The following is a 20,617-nucleotide window of genomic DNA, read 5'->3' on the forward strand; positions in this document are numbered from 1 at the left end:
TGTGGGAGGGGGCTTGCACCCGATGACGGAGTGTCAGTCGCCGAAAATAGTGACTGATCTACCGCTATCGGGGGCAAGCCCCCTCCCACACTTTTGATTTGCGCAAGGCTTCAGCGAGCGGCGCCCAACTGGCCCTTCTCGTCGGAGAACACTATTTCCACACGACGGTTCTGCGCGCGGCCACGCTCGGAGGCGTTGGCTTCCACCGGGTACTGGTCGCCGTAGCCTTCAACCTGGATGCGCTGCTCATCGATCCCCAGGTCCACCAGCACATCGGCCACCGATTGCGCACGATCACGGGACAGTTTGAGGTTTTCCTGCTGACCACCGGTATTGTCGGCGTACCCCTCGATACGCACCACACGCTTGGGGTTCAGTTGCAGGAACTGCACGATTTTCAACACCGTGCGGTTGGCCGAATTTTTCAACTCCGCTTCACCGGTATCGAACAGCACGTCGCCCAGGGTCATCACCAGGCCGCGATCGGTCTGGGTGGTGGTCAGGCTGGCGATCTGTTCTTCGAGCCATTTACCCTGCTGCTGCACGCTGATCAGCTTGCTTTCGCGCAGGGCCAATTGCAGGCGCTGGCGTTCCAGTTCGAGCTTGGCGGCACGCTCTTCATTAAGTGTCTGCTCGGTGTGTTCGCGGGCGATGGCACTGTAGCGCTGGCTCAGGTAGGCGTAATGCACCACGTCGGCACCGCTGCCCCAGTAACTGGACAAGCGGTCGGCCCGCGCCAGGGATTCACCGGCGCGGATCACGTCCTTGGGTGCGATACGCAGCACGTTGGCGTCTTCCTTGACCTTCTGGAAGTCGCTGCCCGCCTGTTGCAAGGCCTGTTCGCCATTGGGGTGGCTGGCACAACCGCCCAGTGCCGCACTGCCCAGCAGCACGGCACAGCCCAGACCACGGATCATTGGGTTCATTGGGCTTCTCCCAGCTGCAATTGCTTGCGCAGGCGCGTGATGCGGGTGTTGAGCACGTTCAGTTGTTCCTGGCTCTTGCGGGTCAGCACCTGGGCTTCGGCCAGGCGCGCATCCAGCTCGGCCTGTTCGGCCTGCATGCGCGCGTCCTTGTAGGATTGCTCGGCCATGTCGGCCTTGGCCTGGGCGAATTTGTCTTCGGCCAGTTTCAGTTCGGGTGATTCATCGGTGCTGGCGCCCACGGCGTTGGCTTGTTCCAGGGCTTGCTGGGTGAGGCGAATTTGTTCATTCGGCGCAGGATCGGCTGCACATCCCGCCAGAGCAACAACGGCGAGGGCCGCGAAAAAAGGTCGAAGAGTCACTGAAAATCCCTACTTTGTTGGGGTGCCGACGGGTTGTTGCAATTGCGCTTTCCAACGCTCCAGATTGCGCTGCAGCGCGGCTTCCGTCACACCAGACCCGGGCAATTCTGTCATCTTTTTGGCCAGCTGTCCGCGCAGCCACGGATCATTGCAGGCCGAGTTGTGGGAAATCGCCAGGTACAGGCCGGGCTGATCGACGGGCACGTCCCGGGCGACCAGGTCATTGCTCATCCCTAACGTCTGGGCCATGGCCATGCCGGAGTAACGCCCGGCCAGCACGTAGTCCACTTCCCCCAGCAGCAGTTTCTGGAAGGCCGGGGTCAACGTGGGCAGGCGTTGCAGGGTCAATTGCTGGCCGGCGAAGGTTTCAAAGTCGCGGCTCAAGCGTGCCCGCTCCGACACTGCGCCCTTGTGGCCATGCAGGTCGGCCGCCGTGGTGTAGACCAGCGCCGAATCCTTGCGGGTCCAGACCAGATAATCGAGCTGTACCAGCGCGGGGTGGATGTAGTCGAGGGTTTCCAGCTCGCCAAGGTTCAGCGGTGCATCGGCGAGGATGTCCATGCGCCCGCTGCGCACTTCGTCCAGGGCCAGGGAACGCTTGCCGCCGTAGAGCAGGTCAATTTTCAACCCAAGCTCCTTGGCTACCTGTTGCAAAACATCGGCGGTGGCGCCGATCAAATGCGTCGGGTCTTGGGGATCGCGCCACAGCAGCGGCGGTGCGTCCGGGCTGCCGGTGATCACCAGGCGATCACATTTGCCGGCTGCCTGGGTCAGGCTCGGCAGCAGCGTAAGTCCCAGCAGTACGGCCCAGGGGCGCAGTTCCATGGCGGTTTCTCCGGCGTTCAAAAAAGCCCGGGCCAAAAAAAGCCCGGTCACTAGACCGGGCTCTTTATAAGTGAAGCGGCTGGATTAGACCAGCTTCTCCAACTCAGGTACGGCTTCGAACAAGTCCGCCACCAGGCCGTAATCGGCCACCTGGAAGATCGGTGCTTCTTCGTCCTTGTTGATCGCGACGATCACCTTGGAGTCTTTCATACCGGCCAAGTGCTGGATCGCGCCGGAGATACCGACGGCGATGTACAGCTGTGGCGCAACGATCTTGCCGGTCTGGCCGACCTGCATGTCGTTGGGTACGAAGCCTGCGTCGACGGCCGCGCGGGAGGCGCCGACCGCAGCGCCGAGCTTGTCGGCCAGGGCGTACAGGTGCTTGAAGTTGTCGCCGTTCTGCATGCCACGGCCGCCGGAAACGACGATCTTGGCAGCGGTCAGCTCAGGACGGTCCGACTTGGCCAGCTCTTCGCCGACAAAGCTGGAGGTGCCAGCGTCGTGGGCCGCGGAGACGGCTTCAACGGCAGCCGAGCCACCTTCAGCGGCAACCGGATCGAAACCGGTGGCACGCACGGTGATGACTTTGACGGCAGCGGTCGATTGCACGGTGGCAATGGCGTTACCGGCGTAGATCGGGCGCTTGAAGGTGTCGGCGCTTTCAACCGAAACGATCTCGGAGATCTGGTCAACGTCCAACTGTGCGGCAACGCGCGGCAGGATGTTTTTGCCGTTGGAGGTAGCGGCAGCCAGGATGTGGCTGTAGCCAGCGCCCAGCTCTGCTACCAGAGGGGCGACGTTTTCCGGCAGTTGGTGAGCGTAAGCGGCGTTGTCGGCCAGCAGTACTTTGCTCACGCCAGCCACTTTGGCTGCAGCCTCAGCCACGGCGCCAGCGCCTTGACCGGCGACCAGTACGTGGATGTCGCCACCGATTTTAGCGGCAGCAGCAACAGTGTTCAGGGTGGCCGGGGCCAGCACCTTATTGTCGTGTTCTGCGATTACCAAGATAGTCATGATTAGATTACCTTCGCTTCGTTTTTCAGTTTCTCGACCAGTTCAGCCACCGACTTGACCTTGATGCCCGCGCTGCGTGCAGCCGGCGCTTCGACTTTGACGGTCTTGTTGGTGGAGGCGGTGGAAACGCCCAAAGCATCCGGAGTCAGCACTTCGAGAGGCTTCTTCTTGGCTTTCATGATGTTTGGCAGGGACGCGTAGCGCGGCTCGTTCAAACGCAGGTCGGTGGTGACGATGGCCGGCAGCTTCAGGGAAACCGTCTGCGCGCCGCCGTCGATTTCGCGGGTTACGGCAACCTTGTCGCCGCTCACTTCGACTTTGGAAGCGAAGGTGCCCTGGCCGTAACCGGTCAGTGCAGCCAGCATCTGGCCAGTCTGGTTGTTGTCGCTGTCGATCGCCTGTTTGCCGAGGATCACCAGCTGAGGCTGTTCCTTGTCGACAACGGCTTTGAGCAACTTGGCCACGGCCAGGGAGGTCAGCTCTTCAGCGGACTCGACCAGGATAGCGCGGTCGGCACCCAGTGCCAGGGCGGTACGCAACTGCTCTTGAGCAGTGGTCGGGCCGATGGAAACCACAACGATTTCAGTCGCCACGCCTTTCTCTTTCAGGCGTACGGCTTCTTCCACGGCGATTTCACAGAAAGGGTTCATCGACATCTTGACGTTAGCAAGGTCGACGCCGGAATTGTCCGCCTTGACGCGAACTTTCACGTTGTAATCGACAACGCGTTTGACAGCTACAAGAACCTTCATGGATTCCTCGTTACTCTCCGGTGAAAAGAAAGTCGCCTAGGCGAACCTGGCGGTTGATGCTCATCGGCACACAAGGGCACCTCCAAAAACGGCGGCGAATGACCTTGCTCACGGGAAGTGATGACCGTTCGTCAGTGGTGACTGGGAGGTCATTCTTTATCGCGGCGTGTAAACTGCGCGCCATCAATTAAACGCGCGTCACCTGTTTTGCCTTTGCCGTGCTTTTGGACGTGCTCTTGAAACCTACAGTCTGCCTACGGTCTGTGCAAAACCGACCGTATATTGACCGGAACGCCTATTCTGGTCAATACGGCAAAATGGCCAGTCATAAGCCGCGTTGCTTTGATTTACCTAGCCTGCGGGCAATTCAAACAAACGTTTGTATTGGACGCTGACAGTGGTCTATATATAATGCGCCACCTAGAGAGACAGGTGGGTCATCCCCTGCCGTTGCGCACGGCGATGACGGACACGACACCGAACCTCCACCCATTAGAAAAAAAGCCTGTTGAGCCTTGAGTAGGAGATAGCCTGTGGAACGCGAATACATGGAATTCGACGTGGTCATCGTCGGCGCTGGCCCGGCGGGCCTGTCTGCCGCCTGCCGACTGAAGCAGAAGGCCGCCGAAGCCGGTAAGGAAATCAGCGTCTGCGTGGTCGAGAAAGGCTCCGAAGTGGGCGCACACATCCTCTCCGGTGCCGTGTTCGAACCCCGCGCCCTGAACGAACTGTTCCCGGACTGGAAGGAACTCGGCGCCCCGCTCAATACCCCCGTGGTGCGCGATGACATCTATGTGCTGCGCAGCGCCGACACCTCCACCAAGGTGCCTGACTTCTTCGTGCCCAAGACCATGCACAACGAAGGCAACTACATCATCTCCCTGGGCAACCTGTGCCGCTGGCTGGCCCAGCAGGCCGAGAACCTGGGCGTGGAAGTCTACCCAGGCTTCGCCGCCCAGGAAGCACTGTTCGATGAAAACGGCGTGGTGCGCGGGATCATCACCGGCGACCTCGGCGTCGACCGTGAAGGCCAGCCAAAAGAAGGCGTCTACACCCCGGGCATGGAACTGCGTGGCAAGTACACGCTGTTCGCCGAAGGCTGCCGTGGGCATATCGGCAAGCAGTTGATCCAGCGTTTCAACCTGGACAGCGACGCCGACGCCCAGCACTACGGCATCGGTCTCAAGGAAATCTGGGAAATCGACCCGGCCAAGCACCAGCCAGGCCTGGTGGTGCACACCGCCGGTTGGCCGCTGGACATCATGAGCAACGAGAACACCGGTGGCTCATTCCTCTATCACCTGGAAAACAACCAGGTGGTGGTTGGCCTGATCGTCGACCTGTCCTACAGCAACACCTTCCTGTCGCCGTTCGATGAGTTCCAGCGTCTCAAGCACCACCCGGTGCTGGCCCAGTACCTGGAAGGCGGCAAGCGCATCAGCTACGGCGCACGCGCCATCTGCAAAGGCGGCCTGAATTCGCTGCCGAAGATGGTCTTCAAGGGCGGCGCGCTCATCGGCTGCGACCTGGGCACCCTAAACTTCGCCAAGATCAAGGGCAGCCACACTGCCATGAAGTCCGGCATGCTCGCCGCCGACGCCGTGGCCGACCGCCTGTTTGCCGATTCCGAAGGGGGTGATGAGCTGACCGCTTACGTTGACAGCTTCAAATCCAGCTGGCTCTACGAAGAACTGTTCGCCAGCCGCAACTTCGGCCCAGCGATGCACAAGTTCGGCCCGATCATCGGCGCCGGCTTCAACTGGTTGGACCAGAACATCCTCGGCGGCAAGATGCCGTTCACCCTGCACGACACCAAGCCGGACTACGCCTGCCTGAAGCTGGCCAAGGACAGCAAGAAGATCGACTACCCGAAACCCGACGGCAAGCTGAGCTTCGACAAACTGAGTTCGGTGTTCATCTCCGGTACCAACCACGAAGAAGAGCAGCCGTGCCACTTGAAGTTGAAAGACCCAAGCATCCCGATCGGCACCAACCTGCCGCTCTACGATGAACCGGCGCAGCGTTACTGCCCGGCCGGCGTGTATGAAGTGATCACCCAGGAAGACGGCGAGAAGCGCTTCCAGATCAACGCCCAGAACTGCGTGCACTGCAAGACCTGTGACATCAAGGACCCTTCGCAGAACATCACGTGGGTCACACCGGAAGGTGCGGGTGGGCCGACTTACCCGAATATGTAAGCCAAGCGAGGCTCCCGAATGGGAGCCTTTTTTATGCAGTCAAACTCGGTCAACTGTGGGAGGGGGCTTGCCTGAAATGACTATGCAGCCCGCTCTTCGCCAGGGTTACGCTCGAAGTAGCGCTTGTACTCGCGACTGAATTGCGACGTACTCTGGTACCCCACGCTGTGCGCCGCCTGCGCCACGCCCATGCCCTCCACCAGCAGCAACTGCTGGGCCTTGAGCAAGCGCAAACGCTTCAAGTACTGCACCGGCGACAGCAGCGTGCAACGCTTGAAATGCTCGTGAAACGTCGACGCACTCATATGCGCGTACCCCGCCAACGTCTCGATATTCAACGGCTCGGCGTAATGGGCATGCAGGTGGTTCAACGACGTGGCGATCCGCGAAAACTGCCCCTGCTGTTCCACCAAGGCGCGCAGCACATCGGCCTGGGGGCCACGCAAGGCGGTGAACAATAATTCCCGCACCCGCGCCGGGCCCATGATCCGGCTTTCCAGTGGATCGTGCAGGCACTGCAGCAGCCGTTCGACGCAGTCACGCATGGCGTCATCCAGGACCACCGAACTCATCGACTCCAGGGTTTGCGCGGTCGGCGGCGGACCGGCCTGCATGCCCATGGCCATCACCAACTCACCCAGCACCACGCGGTCGATGCCCACGGTCACCCCCAGCAGCGGCGCACCGGGCGCCATGGCGAACGTCTCGCACTCGAAGGGCACCGGCATCGCCTGGATCAGGTAGTGCCCGGCGCCATACTCCAGCGTACGCGGGCCCAGGTAGGCGACCTTGCTGCCTTGGGCCACGAACATCAGGCTCGGCTCGTAGATCTGCGGGCCGCGCGCTACGTCGCAACTGGCGCGCAACACTTGCACACCCGGCAGGTGGGTCGGGGAGAAACCGTCGCGGGACGTCAGCCCCTCGATCAGGGCAACCAGCGTGGCGTTGGCATCAACATGGCGGGTCAACAGCATGGCAAAAAACTTCGCGAATAAGGGATGAGAACATCATCGCAGGTCTGGCCGCCGATGAATCCAAACAGGGGGCACTCCCGGACGAATAGGCATGAGACTCGGAGCAATCGCCATGGCCGCATCAGGGGGTGACGCGGAAAATGGCCCGCCTCATCTGTCCCTGCTTTTGCGAGGTTTTCGCCATGTATACCGCCATCGGTTACGCCGCCCAGTCGGCCACCACTCCCCTCGCCCCCATGTCGTTTGAACGCCGCAGCCCGCGCGCCGATGACGTGGCCATCGAGATTCTCTACTGCGGCGTGTGCCATTCCGACATCCACCAGGCGCGCAACGAATGGGGCATCGCCGTGTACCCGCTGATGCCGGGCCACGAGATCGTCGGCAAAGTCACCGCCGTCGGCGCCCGCGTGACCGCGCATAAAGTCGGCGACCTCGTCGGTGTCGGCTGCATGGTCGATTCGTGCCGCCACTGCGAAGCGTGCAAATCGGACCTGGAGCAATATTGCCTCGAAGGCCCGACCATGACCTACGCCACACCGGACCGCGTCGATGGCAGCAACACCATGGGCGGTTACTCCGACAGCATTGTGGTCAGCGAGCACTTCGTGGTGAAGATCCCGGCCAAGCTCGACCTGGCCAGCGCCGCGCCGATCCTGTGCGCAGGCATCACCACCTATTCGCCGCTCAAGCACTACGGCGTCAAGGCTGGCGACAAGGTCGGGATTCTCGGCATGGGTGGCCTGGGCCACATGGGCATCAAGTTCGCCAAGGCCATGGGCGCGGAAGTGACACTGTTCACCCGCTCGGCGAGCAAGGCTGAAGAAGGTCGTCGCCAGGGGGCCGACCATGTGATCGTGTCCACCGATGCCGAACAGATGCAAGCCGCCGCCGGCAGCTTCGACTTCCTGCTCGACACCATCCCGGTGCAGCACGACCTGAACCCCTACCTCGACGTATTACGCTTTGATGGCGTGCACATCCTGGTTGGCCTGATCGAGCCCGTAGACCCACCGGTCAACGCCGCCAAACTGGTATTGGGGCGTAAAGTGCTGGCCGGTTCGCTGATCGGTGGCATTGCCGAAACCCAGGAAGTCCTGGATTTCTGCGCCGAGCATGGCATCACCTGCGACATCGAAATGCTCGACATCCGCCAGATCAACGAGGCCTACACCCGCATGATCGCTGGTGATGTGAAGTACCGCTTTGTCATCGACATGGCGACCTTGAAGGCCTGATCAGGCCTTCGCACCCAACTCCGCCGACAGCCGCGCTGCGACCTGTTTGATCACAGGGATCAGCTCGGCCATTTTCTCCAGCGGCATGTAGGGCACGGTACTGGCGATGCTGATGCCGGCGACGATTCGCCGGCTGGCATCGCGCACCGGTGCCGCTACGCAACGGATCGACGGTTCGTTGTCTTCCAGGTCGAACGCATACCCGCCCACCACATACTCACGCATGCGCTGCTCGAACTGCGCCCAGGACTGTTCTGGATGCTGCGGCCATTGCAGGTTTTTCCCACCCGCCGGCAGGCTGGTCTCGTACAGGCGCTGCCACTCTTGCACCGAGTCATCCAGCAGCATCGCCTTGCCCACGCCCGTGCGCGCCAACGGCATGCGATGGCCGACCCGCGAGCGCATTTCCGGACCGTTGCGGCCAGGGTTCTTGTGCAGGTAGAGCACATCGTCGTATTCGCGAATGGCCAGGTGGATAGTGTCGCCGGTCAATGCCGACAACTCGTCCAGGTACGGCACCGCCAGGGTCACCAGCGGCAGCTCTTCGCGGGCCTGAAACCCCAGCTCGATCAACTTCGGCCCCAACAGGTAGCCGACTTGCGGCACCACGCGCAGGTAACGCTCTTCCACCAGGCAACTGGCCAGGCGGTGGGTGGTGCTGCGGGTGGTGCCGATGCGCCTGGCGATCTCTTTCAGATCCCGCGCACCGGCCGCCACCGCCTGCACGACGCCCAGGCCACGCAGCAGGGTCTGGGTGCCGGTGGGGGCAGCGTCTTTGACGGGGGTGTGGGCGTTTTCCTGCATATCGGGCCTATAGGTATGAAAGCGGGGGCATTATGGCAAATACCGCCCCTCAATACAGTGGCGATCCAAAGGTGGGAGGTGTTCGATCTAGCGCTGCTTCATGCGGTCGATGATGACCGCCAGCAACAGGATCGAGCCGCGGATCACGTACTGGTAGAAGGTGTCGATGTTCTTCAGGTTCATCGCGTTCTCGATGATCGCCAGGATCAGCACCCCGGCAATCACATGGCGGATCATGCCGATGCCGCCGCTCAACGACACCCCACCCAGCACGCAGGCGGAAATCACCGTCAGCTCGAACCCCTGGCCGATCATCGGCTGGCCCGAGGTCATGCGCGAAGCGAGGATCACCCCGGCCAGCGCGCCGATCAGGCCGTGCACGGCAAAGATGATGATCTTGGTGCGATCAACGTTCACCCCGGCGAGCAACGCGGCTTCCTGGTTGCCGCCGATGGCCATGGTGTTGCGCCCATAGGTGGTGTAGTTGAGCAGCCAGCCAAAAAATACAAAGCACAGCACGGTGATGATGATCGGCACCGGCACGCCCAGCAGTTGGCCGTTGCCGAACACAAAGAAATCCTCGTTCATCACCCCCACCGCCTTGCCGTTGGAGAAGATATAGGCCAGGCCGCGCACGATCTGCATGGTCGCCAACGTCGCGATCAACGCATTGATACGCAGCTTGGCGATGACAATGCCGTTGATCAGCCCCACCACCAGGCCCATGGCCAATGCAGCGGACACACCGAGCGCCACGCTGTCGGTGTCACGAATCACGATCCCCGCCACCACACCGGCGCAGGCGATCACCGAGCCCACCGACAGGTCGAAGTGCCCCGACGCCAGGCAGAACAGCATGGTGCAGGCGGCGATGCCCACGGTGGAAATCGCCAGGCCCAGGCCACGCATGTTCAGCGGCGAGAGGAAGTTGTCGATAAACAGCGCGCTGAGCACAAAGATGCCCAATGCCGCCAACAGCATCACCCAGTCATCGAGAAACTTGCGCTGGTTGAAACCCGGCCAGAAGCCCTTTGCAGTTTTTACCTGAGACATGCCTACACCCTCTTATTCTTCAAGCCCGCGAACGCGGGAGTGCCAGTTGCAGCAGGCGTGCTTCATCCGCTTGATCGCGGCTCAGTTCGCCGGTCAGCGCGCCTTCGCTCATCACCAGGATGCGGTCGGAGATGCCCATCACTTCCATCAGGTCACTGGACACCACAATCACCGCAATGCCGCTGGCGGCCAGGTTATGAATGATCTGGTAGATCTCCGACTTGGCGCCGATGTCGATGCCGCGGGTCGGCTCGTCCAGCAGCAGGACCTTCATCGGCATCGACAGCCAGCGGCCAAGAATGGCTTTCTGCTGGTTGCCGCCGGACAGGTACATGATCTTTTGCGCGGCAGTCGGGGTTTTGACTTTCATCGCCTTGATCTGCTGGTCGGCATTGCCCTTTTCCCAACCGTCGCGCAGCAACCAGCCAAACGAAGAGTGGGCGCCACGGGCGCTGATATTGATGTTCTCGGCAACGCTGGACAGCGGAATGATGCCTTCCTTCTTGCGGTCCTCGGGACACAGCAGCACACCGGCGGCGATGGCGTCCCGGGGTGAGCGCAGTTGCAGGGCCTCCCCGCATAACTCAAGGCTGCCGGCGCTGGCGCGCTCCAAGCCGCTGAGCAAACGGAACAGCTCCGTGCGCCCTGCCCCCACCAGCCCGAACAGGCCAAGGATTTCGCCTTTACGCACCTCAAAACTGATCGGCTCACGCAAACCCGGGCCCAACAAACCGTCGACCTTGAGCGCCACCTCGCCGTGCTCGCGCGGGCGGTAGTCGTAGATGTCCTGGATGTCGCGACCGACCATGCAGGTCACCAACTGGTCGTGGGTCAACTCACTCATGTCGTCGAAGGTACGCACGTAGCGGCCGTCCTTGAACACCGTGACCGCGTTGCAGATGCGGAACACTTCTTCCATGCGGTGCGAGACGTAGAGCACCACTTTGCCCTCGTCCCGCAGGCGCGTGATGATCGCCATCAGCCGGTCGATCTCCCGCGCCGACAGGCTGCTGGTGGGTTCGTCGAAGGCGATCACATGGGCGCCACGGGACAGCGCCTTGGCGATTTCCACCAGTTGGCGCTGGCCCAGGGACAGGCGCCCGAGTTTTTCCTCGGGGTCGATTTCATCCGCCAGGCCCTTGAGACAGGCCAGGGCCTGCTTGCGCAGCAGGCCCCGGTTGACCACGCCGAAGCGCGAGGGCAAATGCCCGAGGAACAGGTTTTCGGCGACGGTCATTTCCGGCACCAGGTGCAGCTCCTGGTGAATCACCGCCACGCCACTGGCGATGCTGTCGGCGGCGCACTTGAACGCCATGGTCTGCGCGCCGATCTGCACGCTGCCGTTGCTGGGAATATAGGCGCCACCGAGGATCTTCAGCAGCGTCGACTTGCCCGCACCGTTCTCGCCCATCAAGGCGTGCACCTGCCCCGGGTGGGCGGTGAAGCTGATGCCGTCCAGCGCCTTGACCCCGGGAAAGGTCTTGCCGATAGCGTCGAAACGCAGGGCCGCCGCCGTCATTTCCACAGCCCGATCTTGGTCAGTTCTTCCTGGAAGTTGGCGCGGGTGATCAGGGTCACTTCATCCATGGCCGTGTATTTAGGCGGCTCGGTGCCCTTGGTGACCCACTCGTACATCATCAGCGCAGTGTTGTAGCCCTCGATGTGCGGGCTCGGCAGCATCGAGCCGAAGAAGCCGCTGTTGGCTTTCTTCAATTCGCCGATGGCGTCGGTGCCATTGATACCGATACCGATCACATTGGCCGCAGCGAAACCGGCGCTTTCGGTGGCGCGTACGCCGCCGAGCACGGTGTTGTCGTTCATGCCGCCGATGATCAGGTTTTTCGCACCGCTGGGCAGCTTGACCAGGGCCGAGTTAGTGGCATCCATACTGCCGGGAACGTCGAGGGTTTTCAGTGCGGCGGTGAGGATGTGGTCCTTGGGAATGCCGGCTTCTTCCAGGGATTTGATCGAGCCGTCGGTGCGTTTCTTGCCGGTGTCGAGTTCATTGAAGGTGTTGATCACCGCGTAGGTGTCCTTCCAGTCCCAACCGCGTTTTTTCGCCTCGGCAGCCATGGCCGCGCCCTGTTTCTGGCCGACTTCAAACGCGGCCATGCCCAGGTACGGCACGTCCTCCATGAAGTTGCCCTTGGCATCGACAAAGCGGTCATCCACGGCAATCACTTTCAAGCCGTTGGCCTTGGCCTTGGCGACGATGGCCGGGCCCAGGGACACGTCCGGCGGGCAGATCACAAAGCCCTTGGCGCCGTTGGCGGCCAGGCTGTCGATGGCCGAGAGGGTTTTCTCGCCATCGGGCACGGCGATCTTGATCACGGTAAAGCCATGTTCCTTGCCGGCTTTTTCGGCAAAGGCCCATTCGGTCTGGAACCACGGTTCCTCGGCCTGTTTGACCAGGAAGCCGATCTTCACTTCCTCGGCAAATGCGAAAGTACTGAGGCCGCTGAGCACGGCGGCAGCTGCCAGTACGCGTATTGCTTTTTTCATGAACGGCACCTCTTGTTGTTATTGGGAGTGGCAAGTTCTAGTCGTGGTACATCACCGACCGCCCGCCATCGATCATCAGGCAGGTGGCATTGATAAAGGGCGCCTCGTCGGTGGCCAGGAACAGCGCCGTCATCGCCACCTCGACGGGCTGGCCGATGCGCTTGGGCGGGTGCAGGTCGAACGCGCGCTGGCGCTCGGCGTGGGGGTCTGGGAAACCGTTCCAGTAGTCGACGTTGAGCTGGGTCTCGATATAGCCAGGAGCGATGGCATTCACGCGGATGCCCTTGGACGCGTATTCGATACCCAGGGCGCGGGTAAGGCCGAGCAGGCCATGCTTGGCCACCGGGTAAGGGAAACAGCCGGGAATGATGTGGCTGGAATGGGTGGAGGCGATATTGATGATGTTGCCGATGCCCTGCTCGAGCATGTGCGGCAACACCGTGCGGCAGCCGTACCAGGCGCCGTCGAGGTCGATGGCGAAGCAACGGCGCCAGTCTTCGTCGCTCATCTCCAACGGGTCGCGGAACACGTTGACCCCGGCGCAGTTGACCAGCACATCCACCCGGCCGAAGCGCTCAATGGCCACATTGACCAGCGCCAGCCATTGCGCTTTGGAGGTGATATCGACGGGTTGGGCGTAGATCTCGGCGCCGCGTTCGCGCCAGTGGGCAGCGACTTTCTCGACCTTTTCGCCCTGGATATCGGCGATCACCAGGCGCGCCTGCTGGGCCTGGAAACACGCGACGATCGCCTCACCAATGCCCTGAGCGGCGCCGGTGATGATCACCACCTTGTTCTTCAGGCGCTCGCCGTAGGTTGGCTCGGGCACGGCGGGTAATGACAACGGTTGGGGCTGCATCGCTTCACCTGTTTTATTTTTGGCAGTGAGTGCTGATGCAGACGACTATAAACCCATCATTTGAAATATCTCAATATATAAATTTGCATCCCATATAGTGAGCAAAATCAAAAAATAATGTGGGAGGGGGCTTGCTCCCGATAGCGGCACGTCAGCTACAGAAAGGCTGACTGATTCACCGCTATCGGGAGCAAGCCCCCTCCCACATTTGATCTACAGTGTGTTCAAGAAGGTGGCTTCAGCCGAGGGCGAAGTCCCGCAGCGCATCACCTTCCATGCGATAACGCACCCACTCCTCCTGCGGCTGGGCGCCGATGGATTTGTAGAAGGCAATCGCCGGCTCGTTCCAATCCAGCACGCTCCACTCGAAGCGCGCGCACCCGTTATCAAAGGCAATCTTCGCCAGGTGGCGCAACAACTTCTTGCCCGCCCCGCCGCCACGTTGTTCCGGGTTGATGTACAAGTCTTCCAGGTACAGGCAGTTGCTGCCCAGCCATGTGGAATAGCTGAAAAAGAACACCGCAAACCCAATCGGCAAGCCATCCCGCGAGCAGATCAGGCCATGGGCCGTGGCGCCTTCGCTGAACAGGCTGCGCTGGATGTCCACCACGCTGGCGATCACCTCATGCCGGGCTTTCTCGTACTCGGCGAGTTCGGTGATGAAAGTCAGGATCTGCGCAGCATCGCTGGGCACGGCGGGGCGAATCTCGATGGTCATGGGCGAGCCTTGGGCAATTTCAAAGCACACATACTAAGGCGCTTTGATGACTGATTGCAGTGCAATTTATGGGGAACCCGGCAGCCGACACACAAAATCTTACAGGTGTCACGGCACCGTTCGTCGCCACCCAGGCACGATCATCAAGGCACAACTGACCAATAGAGGGTAAGGACATCAATCATATGGAGACACCCTCATGAAGCATTCCAAGTTTGCCGCCCTCGCATTTGCCGGCCTGTTGTCTTCGGTTTCGCTGAGTGGTTTCGCTGCCACGTCGTCCACCGGTCCTACCAACCCGGACGCCACCACGGAATCGCAGAAATCCATGGGCACCGGCCTGGACACCAACGGCGGCGCGGTCATCGATAACACCAATGGTGCCGACCCGCATACCCAGGGCCACGATACCCAACGCCAGGCTCCCGCTGCCGTCGGCAACGGCAAAATGGGTCCTTCGGTGAATGAGCCGAAGATCAATAAAGGCGATGACTCGAACCTGCCGGGCGCGCCGAAACAGCCTGCGCCTTAACGCTTCACACACAATCGCAACACCCGATCATTCCCCAATGAAGAGGTACGCATGAACGTCGATAAAGACCTTGAAAAAGAAGTCCTCACCCGCCTGCTGCACGCTCATCCCCAGGGGCTGGGCAAGGAGGTGCTGGATAACTACCGCGGAGAGAAAGTGGTCGCCAGTGCGTTGGCATTTCTGCAGGACCGCGGGTTGATCAAGGATGGGCATGTGACCACCGACGACGCCGGTGAATACTCGCTGAATCTGCCGATCAAGTTGACGGCGTCAGGTGTAGATGAAGCGCGCAAGCTTGAAGGTGAGACGCGCCAGTAGCCCTCATGCAAAACCCAATGTGGGAGGCCCCCTCCCACATTTTTTCCGCGCTTATTCGGTGAGTAATACGTCGACTTCGGCGCTGCCTGGGGAAGTTGCCGGCCCCCAACGCGTCACCGCCAAGGCTGCCGCTGCATTCGCCCGCCGTGCTGCCGCCGCTGGTTTCAAACCCGCCGCCAACCCCGCAATAAACACTCCTGCATGCGCATCCCCCGCACCATTGCTGTCGACCGCCTGTACCTTGAAGCCAGGCACATGCTCGATCTGACCCGCACGCCCCACCCAGCAGCCATTCGGTCCGTCACGCACCACCAATAGCGTCTCGGCGCGCAGGTGCTGGCTGAGCGCCGGCAACGCGGCAGCGATGTCCGCCACGCCGGTAAACGCCAAGGCTTCAGGACCATTGCTGGTCCAGATATCGATACGTGGCAACAGCGCACCCATCAAGGCCGAATCCGGCGCTTTGACCAGCGGCCCCGGATCGAACACCACCACGACTTCCCGGGGCAGTGCCAGCAGCCAGTCGATCAGCGCCTGGGCCTTGCCTTCCAGGAGCAGGCTGTAGCCACTGACATAGACGTAGTCGTCGACACGCGGTACGACGGTGGTCAAATCCTCCTGGCTGAGTTCACCCTCGACGCCGATATGGGAAATGAACGTGCGCTCGGTAGTGGCTTCGGTCAGGGACACGCACAAACCAGTGTCCTTTGCGCTGCTGGCTGCCAGGGCCATGTCAATGCCCTCGGCCTGCATCGCCGCGCGGGCCAGATCGCCGAAGCGGCCAGTGCCGTGACGGCCCAGATAGACCACCGACAAGCCATTGCGCCGCGCCGCCGCCATCACATTGAAGCCCCCGCCAGCTTCGAAGCTGGCGGACTTGGCCAGCACGTCGCCGCCGGTCGCGGGCAAGGTGTCGAGGGCCATGACCAGGTCGACGATGACCTGGCCGGTGTGCAGCAATCTAGACATTAGGGCTCTCTACCAACGCCGGACGACGGTCAGCCGCGCCGCCCAGTACCGCATAAATCCCACCGGCAACCAGGAAGGTGACGATCCAGCCCAGGCCGTTGTGGCCGAGCCAGGAGTCGGACAACGGCCCGGCGAACCAGATGTTCTCGGCAGTGGTGCCGATGGTGGTGAAGCTGAAACCCAGCACGATGGCCACGGCCCAGGCGCCGAAGGCACGCCATTCCACACCGCCGCGATACCAGTAGGCGCTGCTCGGGCTCACGTCCAGCAGGTCCTTGGGGCTGTAGTAGTGACGATGGATCAGGTCGACCACGAAGATCCCTACCCACGCGGTGATCGGCACCGCCAGCAACGAGATGAAGGTGATGAACGGGCCGTAGAAACTGTCGGCGATCAGCATGAAGTAGATGGAACCGGCGAAGATCGCCACGATGTCGACGATCACCGCATGCACGCGCTTGACCTTCAGGCCAAGGGTCAAGGTGGTGAGGCCGGCCGAATACACCGACAGGTTGTTCGACAGCAGCAGCCCGCCAAACGCGGTGATCAGGTACGGCACCGCCATCCAGGTGGGCAGCATGTCGCGGATCGCGATGATCGGGTCAGTGGCCGCGGCCAGGTCGTTGTTGCCGACCGACAGCAGGCCGCCAAGGGTAATCAGCAACACCAGCGGAATGCCTGCACCAAATGCCGCCGACGCGACCAGGCGCACGGCCGTGACGCTGCGGTGCTGGTAGCGCGACATATCGGCACCGGCGTTGGCCCAGCCGATACCGGTACCGGCGGCCATGGTGCCGATGCCGATGATCATGGCGCTCAGGGGAGCCGGGGTGGCGTTGAACACCGCGCTCCAGTCGATGGTGGCGCAGAGGAAACCGCCCACCAGGATATTCAACGCGCCGAACACGTAGGTGGCCCACTTCTGGATCACCAGCAAGGTGGCGTGGCCCAGGCCCGATACGGCCAAGGTCAGCAACACGAAAATGCCGATGAAGATCAGGGTGAGGACCGGTGCGCTTTTCGCTTCCACCGCAGAGCCGAACAGAATCGAACACAACGACAGCAACACGAAGGCCGCCGTGGTGGTGTTGACGGTTTCCCAACCCAGGCGCGACATCAACGACACCAGCGTCGGGCCAATATTGCCGCGCACGCCGAAGATGGCGCGGGACAAGGTCAGGCTGGGGGCACGGCCGCGACGGCCGGCGATGGAGATGATGCCCACCACGGCGAACGAGCCCGCGGCGCCGAGGATCGCGACGATGATCGCCTGCCAGATGGCCAGGCCGCGAAACGCCACGAGGGTGGCGCCGAGGGGCAGGCCGAGGATGCTGATATTGGCGGCGAACCACACCCAGAACAGTTGCAGTGGATGGCCGTTGCACTCGCCTTCAGGGACCGGTTCGATACCGCGGGTTTCCAATTGCCCGGCGCTTTGGCCGGAAGAAGTGCTGCTCATGAGTGGTGCTCCTGGTGCCTGTATTGTTGTGGTTGTGGCGGATACGCGGTCTTCCTGACTCAGCGCAATGCGAGCAAGCCTTGAACCAACGGCTGCAGATCGAGGCCGTTGACCTGCTTGACCTGTTCGATCATCGATTCGGGCCAGCACTGCAGGCCGAGGCAGGCACCGAGCATCGCGCCGAGCATCGCGGCAATCGTGTCGGTATCGCCGCCCAGGCTGGCGGCCAGGCACAGGGCTTCGAACGCGTTCATGGCCCCCACCGCCACTTGCTGGGCGAGGGCAAACGACACCACCACCGACTCCTGGGAGGCGACGGAGGTGCCGATCAATTCATACAGCAGGTCGGCGAACAGGGCTGTGTCGCCGCTGCCGACGCTCAGGGTGCGCGCCCAACTGATGCGGGTGGAGATGCGCCCGCCGGCAATCCAATGGCCATGGCCTTCCGCCTGTTGAGCCACCTGGGTGCCGATATTCAAGGCCTCACCCAAGTCCACACCGTTGATGCCTGCGGACACCACCGCCGCCACTGCCGCGGCGCTGGAGATGCCCAGGGTGGTGTTGTGGGTGACCTGGCAGGCCTGGATCACCGCCTGGATAAATCGCGCCGGGTCGCTGACATTGGCGGCGATCCCCACGGGAGTGATGCGCATGGCGGCGCCATTGGTGGTGCCGTAGCGCCCGGATTCTTCCGGGGTATGGCCGTTGAGGATCATGTCGATTGCACGCTTGGTCGACGGGCCGAGCAGATCCTGGGAGCCCTTGGCGCGCATCACCGCTTCCCAATCGATCAGGCGCCGGGCGAGCACGGCGGGGTCGATCTTGCCTTGGCCCTCGACCAGCAACTCACCCACCAGGATCGCTTGCTCGGTGTCATCGGTGATGGAACCCGCCGGCATATTGGGCGCGATGGGTTGGTCGGCGTCGGCATCTTCCAGGCCGGTAATGGCACCGAAGCGCTGTTGCACTTGCTCACGGCTCAGGGATTGGGTGGGCATGCCCAGGGCATCGCCCAAGGCCAGGCCGTAGAAAGCGCCGAGGGCGCGGGTATTCGGGGTCATTTCGAAGATCCAAACTGCAGGTGCAGGCGAAAGTGCAGAGGGTCGAGCAGGCTTTCGACGTACTCCATGAAGCGCTCGCGGCGATCGTAGGTGGTGCGCGAGGCCTTGAGGAACACCGTGCCCACCGGGCGGCCAAGCAGCTCGGCGTCTTCATCGCTGAGGGGCTCGGCGCCGATCCACTGGTCACCTTCGGCACCTACGTAACCGTAGGCTGCCAGGGTGATGGTCAGGGAATTGTCGATCAGCCCAACGCGCGGCAGGCTTTCCACGCCACCGGACGCGGGCATCAGCGAGCGCTCAAGGGAAACGGCCGTGCCATCAGTCGTGCGGCGACGGCGGTCGAGGGCGATAAATTGGTCGGTGCCGAAGCGACTGAACAGATCGGCGCGCGTCACCGCTTCCAGGCGCAGGATATCGGTGGTCACCAGGGCCCCGGTGTCCGCCAGGGCCTGGGCCCAACCGCTGGTTTGATCCAGGGCCATGCCATCAAATGTGACGATGGAGCCCACGCCGCTCTGGGTCGCGATGTAATTGCGCCTTTTGAGTTCGGCGAGGGCTTCACGCAGCGTGCCCCGGCTGACCGCAAACTCTTCAGCCAGTTGATGCTCGCCCGGCAACAGGAAACCGTCGGCCATCACCCCTCCCTCGATACGGCGGATGAGCTCGTCGACGACGCGTTTTTTCTTATCAAATCGGACATGTCTAATCATGTACAAATTGATAACCGAAAGCGGCCATTTGCAGCAAGGGAATTATTTCAGGGAGATGAAAAAACCGGCTTCACGGCTCCAGGCCAATACGGAAAAACTCGCCGCCGCTCCATACGCCAAGCCAGTTCTGACCATTGATCGGGCGGCTCACTGCCAACTCCACCAATTGATAGAACACATTGCGATGCACCAGGGCTTCGAGGTTGGTACGCACCCGCAGATAAGGGGACGGTTCCTGGGTGACGGGGTCGATCACCACCCGCAGTGGATGCTCGATATCGGCTGCAACCTGTTCGTCGACGTTGGTGGTGAAGCGCAGCACCTGGCTTTCGCCCTGCCCTTCGACGTCGAGGGTAACCGCGACAAAGGGCGCATCATCGACGGTGATACCGACTTTTTCCACCGGGGTGATCAGGAAGTAATCATCGCCATCACGGCGGATGATAGTAGAGAACAACTTGACCATCGGCTTACGCCCGATCGGCGTGCCCTGGTAGAACCAGGTGCCGTCACGGGCGATGCGCATATCGATGTTGCCGCAGAAATCCGGGTTCCACAGATGCACCGGCGCCGGTCCCTTGCCCTTGGGCAATTGAGCCAACAGATCGTTGGCCTTGGCGGAATCGGTCATGGTGTTCTCCTTGGTGTTACTGATCGCCCATGCCCAGCAGGCCTCGGGCGTACTGCGCCAAGGGGCGGGCAATCAGGTCTTCTGGCTTGTTGTCGTGGAACGTCAGTAAACCGCCACGACTGCGTATACGTGCAGTATCAATCAAATACTGGGTGCTGGTCTCGATCAACATGATCTGGATTACCCCGTTGTCCAGGCCAAGCCGGTCCAGCGCCTCTTGATCAGCCCATTCGTCGGCGTTGCCGATACGGTCATCGGCCTTGGCGAAGCGGCAGTACAGCAGGTAGTGGGCACCCGCCGCACGGGCCTCGGCCATCGCCTGCTCCAGGCCTTCCGGCTGACGAGCGCGGCGCACCATGGGAAAGTATTCGACGAAACCGTTGAAGGCTTCCTCGGCCACCACATTCGGCCGCGGGTAGGCGCTGCCGGGCGGTACAAATGCACCCTGGGCGATAAAGACAAAGGAATCCGGCTGTATGCGCACCGAGGCAGTCCGACGAGTGTCGCTGTGGTCCAGCAACCCGGCGTCGCTCATCTGATAACGGGTGCCTTCGGCCATATCGCTGACGGTCATGCAACCACTCAGCGTCAACGACGCCAGCAACAAAACCAGACTACGCATCCTAATCCTCCAGAAGCCGGTGACGGAAAACCGGCGAATGGGCACGAGATGCAGAATCCGCGCCATTTGGAAACAACGCAGAACTAAATGTGGGAG

Annotated in this window: 22 protein-coding genes; 4 read left to right on the forward strand and 18 right to left on the reverse strand. The window is 61.6% G+C overall.

Going from position 1 to position 20,617, the window contains the following annotated elements; genetic code table 11:
- Positions 1–110 precede the first annotated feature (110 nt).
- The 5 genes from AC07OT_RS07325 to AC07OT_RS07345 all read right to left on the reverse strand — a co-directional run bounded on the left by AC07OT_RS07325 (position 111) and on the right by AC07OT_RS07345 (position 3,876).
- Complete coding sequence (locus AC07OT_RS07325) at positions 111–926, reverse strand: OmpA family protein (RefSeq protein WP_495100601.1); 816 nt, start codon at positions 924–926, stop codon at positions 111–113.
- A complete protein-coding gene (locus AC07OT_RS07330; RefSeq protein WP_115489087.1) occupies positions 923–1,285 on the reverse strand; it encodes a DUF4398 domain-containing protein in 363 nt (120 codons plus the stop codon). The genes AC07OT_RS07325 and AC07OT_RS07330 overlap by 4 nt, the downstream gene beginning before the upstream one ends.
- Before the next feature lie 9 nt (positions 1,286–1,294).
- Positions 1,295–2,110, reverse strand: a complete 816-nt coding sequence (locus AC07OT_RS07335) for a substrate-binding periplasmic protein (protein WP_115489086.1) — start codon at positions 2,108–2,110, stop codon at positions 1,295–1,297.
- Positions 2,111–2,194: 84 nt separating this feature from the next.
- A complete protein-coding gene (locus tag AC07OT_RS07340) occupies positions 2,195–3,124 on the reverse strand; it encodes an electron transfer flavoprotein subunit alpha/FixB family protein (protein WP_053139411.1) in 930 nt (309 codons plus the stop codon).
- A gap of 2 nt (positions 3,125–3,126) precedes the next feature.
- Positions 3,127–3,876, reverse strand: a complete 750-nt coding sequence (locus tag AC07OT_RS07345; protein WP_065940716.1) for an electron transfer flavoprotein subunit beta/FixA family protein — start codon at positions 3,874–3,876, stop codon at positions 3,127–3,129.
- A gap of 533 nt (positions 3,877–4,409) precedes the next feature.
- Between AC07OT_RS07345 and AC07OT_RS07350 the strand changes: the two genes are divergently transcribed.
- A complete protein-coding gene (locus tag AC07OT_RS07350) occupies positions 4,410–6,074 on the forward strand; it encodes an electron transfer flavoprotein-ubiquinone oxidoreductase (protein WP_495107802.1) in 1,665 nt (554 codons plus the stop codon).
- A gap of 80 nt (positions 6,075–6,154) precedes the next feature.
- Here the strand turns inward: AC07OT_RS07350 and AC07OT_RS07355 are convergent, their stop codons facing one another.
- A complete protein-coding gene (locus AC07OT_RS07355) occupies positions 6,155–7,048 on the reverse strand; it encodes an AraC family transcriptional regulator (protein ID WP_495107803.1) in 894 nt (297 codons plus the stop codon).
- A 182-nt stretch (positions 7,049–7,230) separates the two neighbouring features.
- Here AC07OT_RS07355 and AC07OT_RS07360 point away from each other — a divergent pair, with 182 nt between their 5' ends.
- Positions 7,231–8,283, forward strand: coding sequence for an NAD(P)-dependent alcohol dehydrogenase (locus tag AC07OT_RS07360; RefSeq protein WP_065924818.1), 1,053 nt, complete (start codon positions 7,231–7,233; stop codon positions 8,281–8,283).
- Here AC07OT_RS07360 and AC07OT_RS07365 read toward each other — a convergent pair whose 3' ends face one another.
- From AC07OT_RS07365 to AC07OT_RS07390, 6 genes are all read right to left on the reverse strand, one after another.
- Positions 8,284–9,087 (reverse strand): IclR family transcriptional regulator, encoded by an 804-nt coding sequence (locus AC07OT_RS07365; protein ID WP_027603627.1) that lies wholly within the window; start codon positions 9,085–9,087, stop codon positions 8,284–8,286.
- A gap of 87 nt (positions 9,088–9,174) precedes the next feature.
- Positions 9,175–10,140 carry an L-arabinose ABC transporter permease AraH gene (gene araH, locus AC07OT_RS07370; protein WP_065924819.1) on the reverse strand — a complete coding sequence of 322 codons (966 nt, stop codon included), beginning with the start codon at positions 10,138–10,140 and terminating at the stop codon, positions 9,175–9,177.
- A gap of 19 nt (positions 10,141–10,159) precedes the next feature.
- Complete coding sequence (araG, locus tag AC07OT_RS07375; protein ID WP_495107930.1) at positions 10,160–11,659, reverse strand: L-arabinose ABC transporter ATP-binding protein AraG; 1,500 nt, start codon at positions 11,657–11,659, stop codon at positions 10,160–10,162.
- The gene (locus AC07OT_RS07380) at positions 11,656–12,642 is read right to left on the reverse strand and encodes a substrate-binding domain-containing protein (RefSeq protein WP_065926341.1); all 987 of its coding nucleotides are present in this window, start codon (positions 12,640–12,642) and stop codon (positions 11,656–11,658) included. Before AC07OT_RS07380 ends, araG begins: the two co-directional genes overlap by 4 nt.
- A 37-nt stretch (positions 12,643–12,679) precedes the next feature.
- Positions 12,680–13,501, reverse strand: coding sequence for an SDR family oxidoreductase (locus AC07OT_RS07385; protein WP_495107804.1), 822 nt, complete (start codon positions 13,499–13,501; stop codon positions 12,680–12,682).
- Positions 13,502–13,739: 238 nt separating this feature from the next.
- Entirely contained in the window at positions 13,740–14,219 is a 480-nt protein-coding gene (locus AC07OT_RS07390) for a GNAT family N-acetyltransferase (RefSeq protein ID WP_027607824.1), read from the reverse strand.
- Positions 14,220–14,418: 199 nt separating this feature from the next.
- Here AC07OT_RS07390 and AC07OT_RS07395 point away from each other — a divergent pair, with 199 nt between their 5' ends.
- Both AC07OT_RS07395 and AC07OT_RS07400 read left to right on the forward strand, forming a co-directional pair.
- Positions 14,419–14,751 (forward strand): hypothetical protein, encoded by a 333-nt coding sequence (locus AC07OT_RS07395; protein ID WP_027607823.1) that lies wholly within the window; start codon positions 14,419–14,421, stop codon positions 14,749–14,751.
- Positions 14,752–14,802: 51 nt separating this feature from the next.
- The gene (locus AC07OT_RS07400; RefSeq protein WP_027607822.1) at positions 14,803–15,069 is read left to right on the forward strand and encodes a hypothetical protein; all 267 of its coding nucleotides are present in this window, start codon (positions 14,803–14,805) and stop codon (positions 15,067–15,069) included.
- A 51-nt stretch (positions 15,070–15,120) separates the two neighbouring features.
- On the opposite strand, the gene AC07OT_RS07405 is transcribed toward AC07OT_RS07400, so the two are convergent.
- The 6 genes from AC07OT_RS07405 to AC07OT_RS07430 all read right to left on the reverse strand — a co-directional run bounded on the left by AC07OT_RS07405 (position 15,121) and on the right by AC07OT_RS07430 (position 20,521).
- Positions 15,121–16,038, reverse strand: coding sequence for a PfkB family carbohydrate kinase (locus tag AC07OT_RS07405; protein WP_495107805.1), 918 nt, complete (start codon positions 16,036–16,038; stop codon positions 15,121–15,123).
- Entirely contained in the window at positions 16,031–17,497 is a 1,467-nt protein-coding gene (locus AC07OT_RS07410) for a purine-cytosine permease family protein (RefSeq protein ID WP_137212984.1), read from the reverse strand. Before AC07OT_RS07410 ends, AC07OT_RS07405 begins: the two co-directional genes overlap by 8 nt.
- 59 nt (positions 17,498–17,556) lie before the next feature.
- Positions 17,557–18,558 (reverse strand): ADP-ribosylglycohydrolase family protein, encoded by a 1,002-nt coding sequence (locus AC07OT_RS07415; RefSeq protein ID WP_115489004.1) that lies wholly within the window; start codon positions 18,556–18,558, stop codon positions 17,557–17,559.
- Positions 18,555–19,268, reverse strand: coding sequence for a GntR family transcriptional regulator (locus tag AC07OT_RS07420; RefSeq protein WP_330216323.1), 714 nt, complete (start codon positions 19,266–19,268; stop codon positions 18,555–18,557). The genes AC07OT_RS07415 and AC07OT_RS07420 overlap by 4 nt, the downstream gene beginning before the upstream one ends.
- Positions 19,269–19,338: 70 nt before the next feature.
- Positions 19,339–19,899 (reverse strand): DUF1285 domain-containing protein, encoded by a 561-nt coding sequence (locus AC07OT_RS07425; protein ID WP_065939054.1) that lies wholly within the window; start codon positions 19,897–19,899, stop codon positions 19,339–19,341.
- A gap of 16 nt (positions 19,900–19,915) precedes the next feature.
- Positions 19,916–20,521 carry a DUF4823 domain-containing protein gene (locus AC07OT_RS07430; protein ID WP_027607816.1) on the reverse strand — a complete coding sequence of 202 codons (606 nt, stop codon included), beginning with the start codon at positions 20,519–20,521 and terminating at the stop codon, positions 19,916–19,918.
- Between the last annotated feature and the right edge of the window lie 96 nt (positions 20,522–20,617).

It is taken from the genome of Pseudomonas sp. GW821-FHT09C10, from assembly GCF_059418085.1.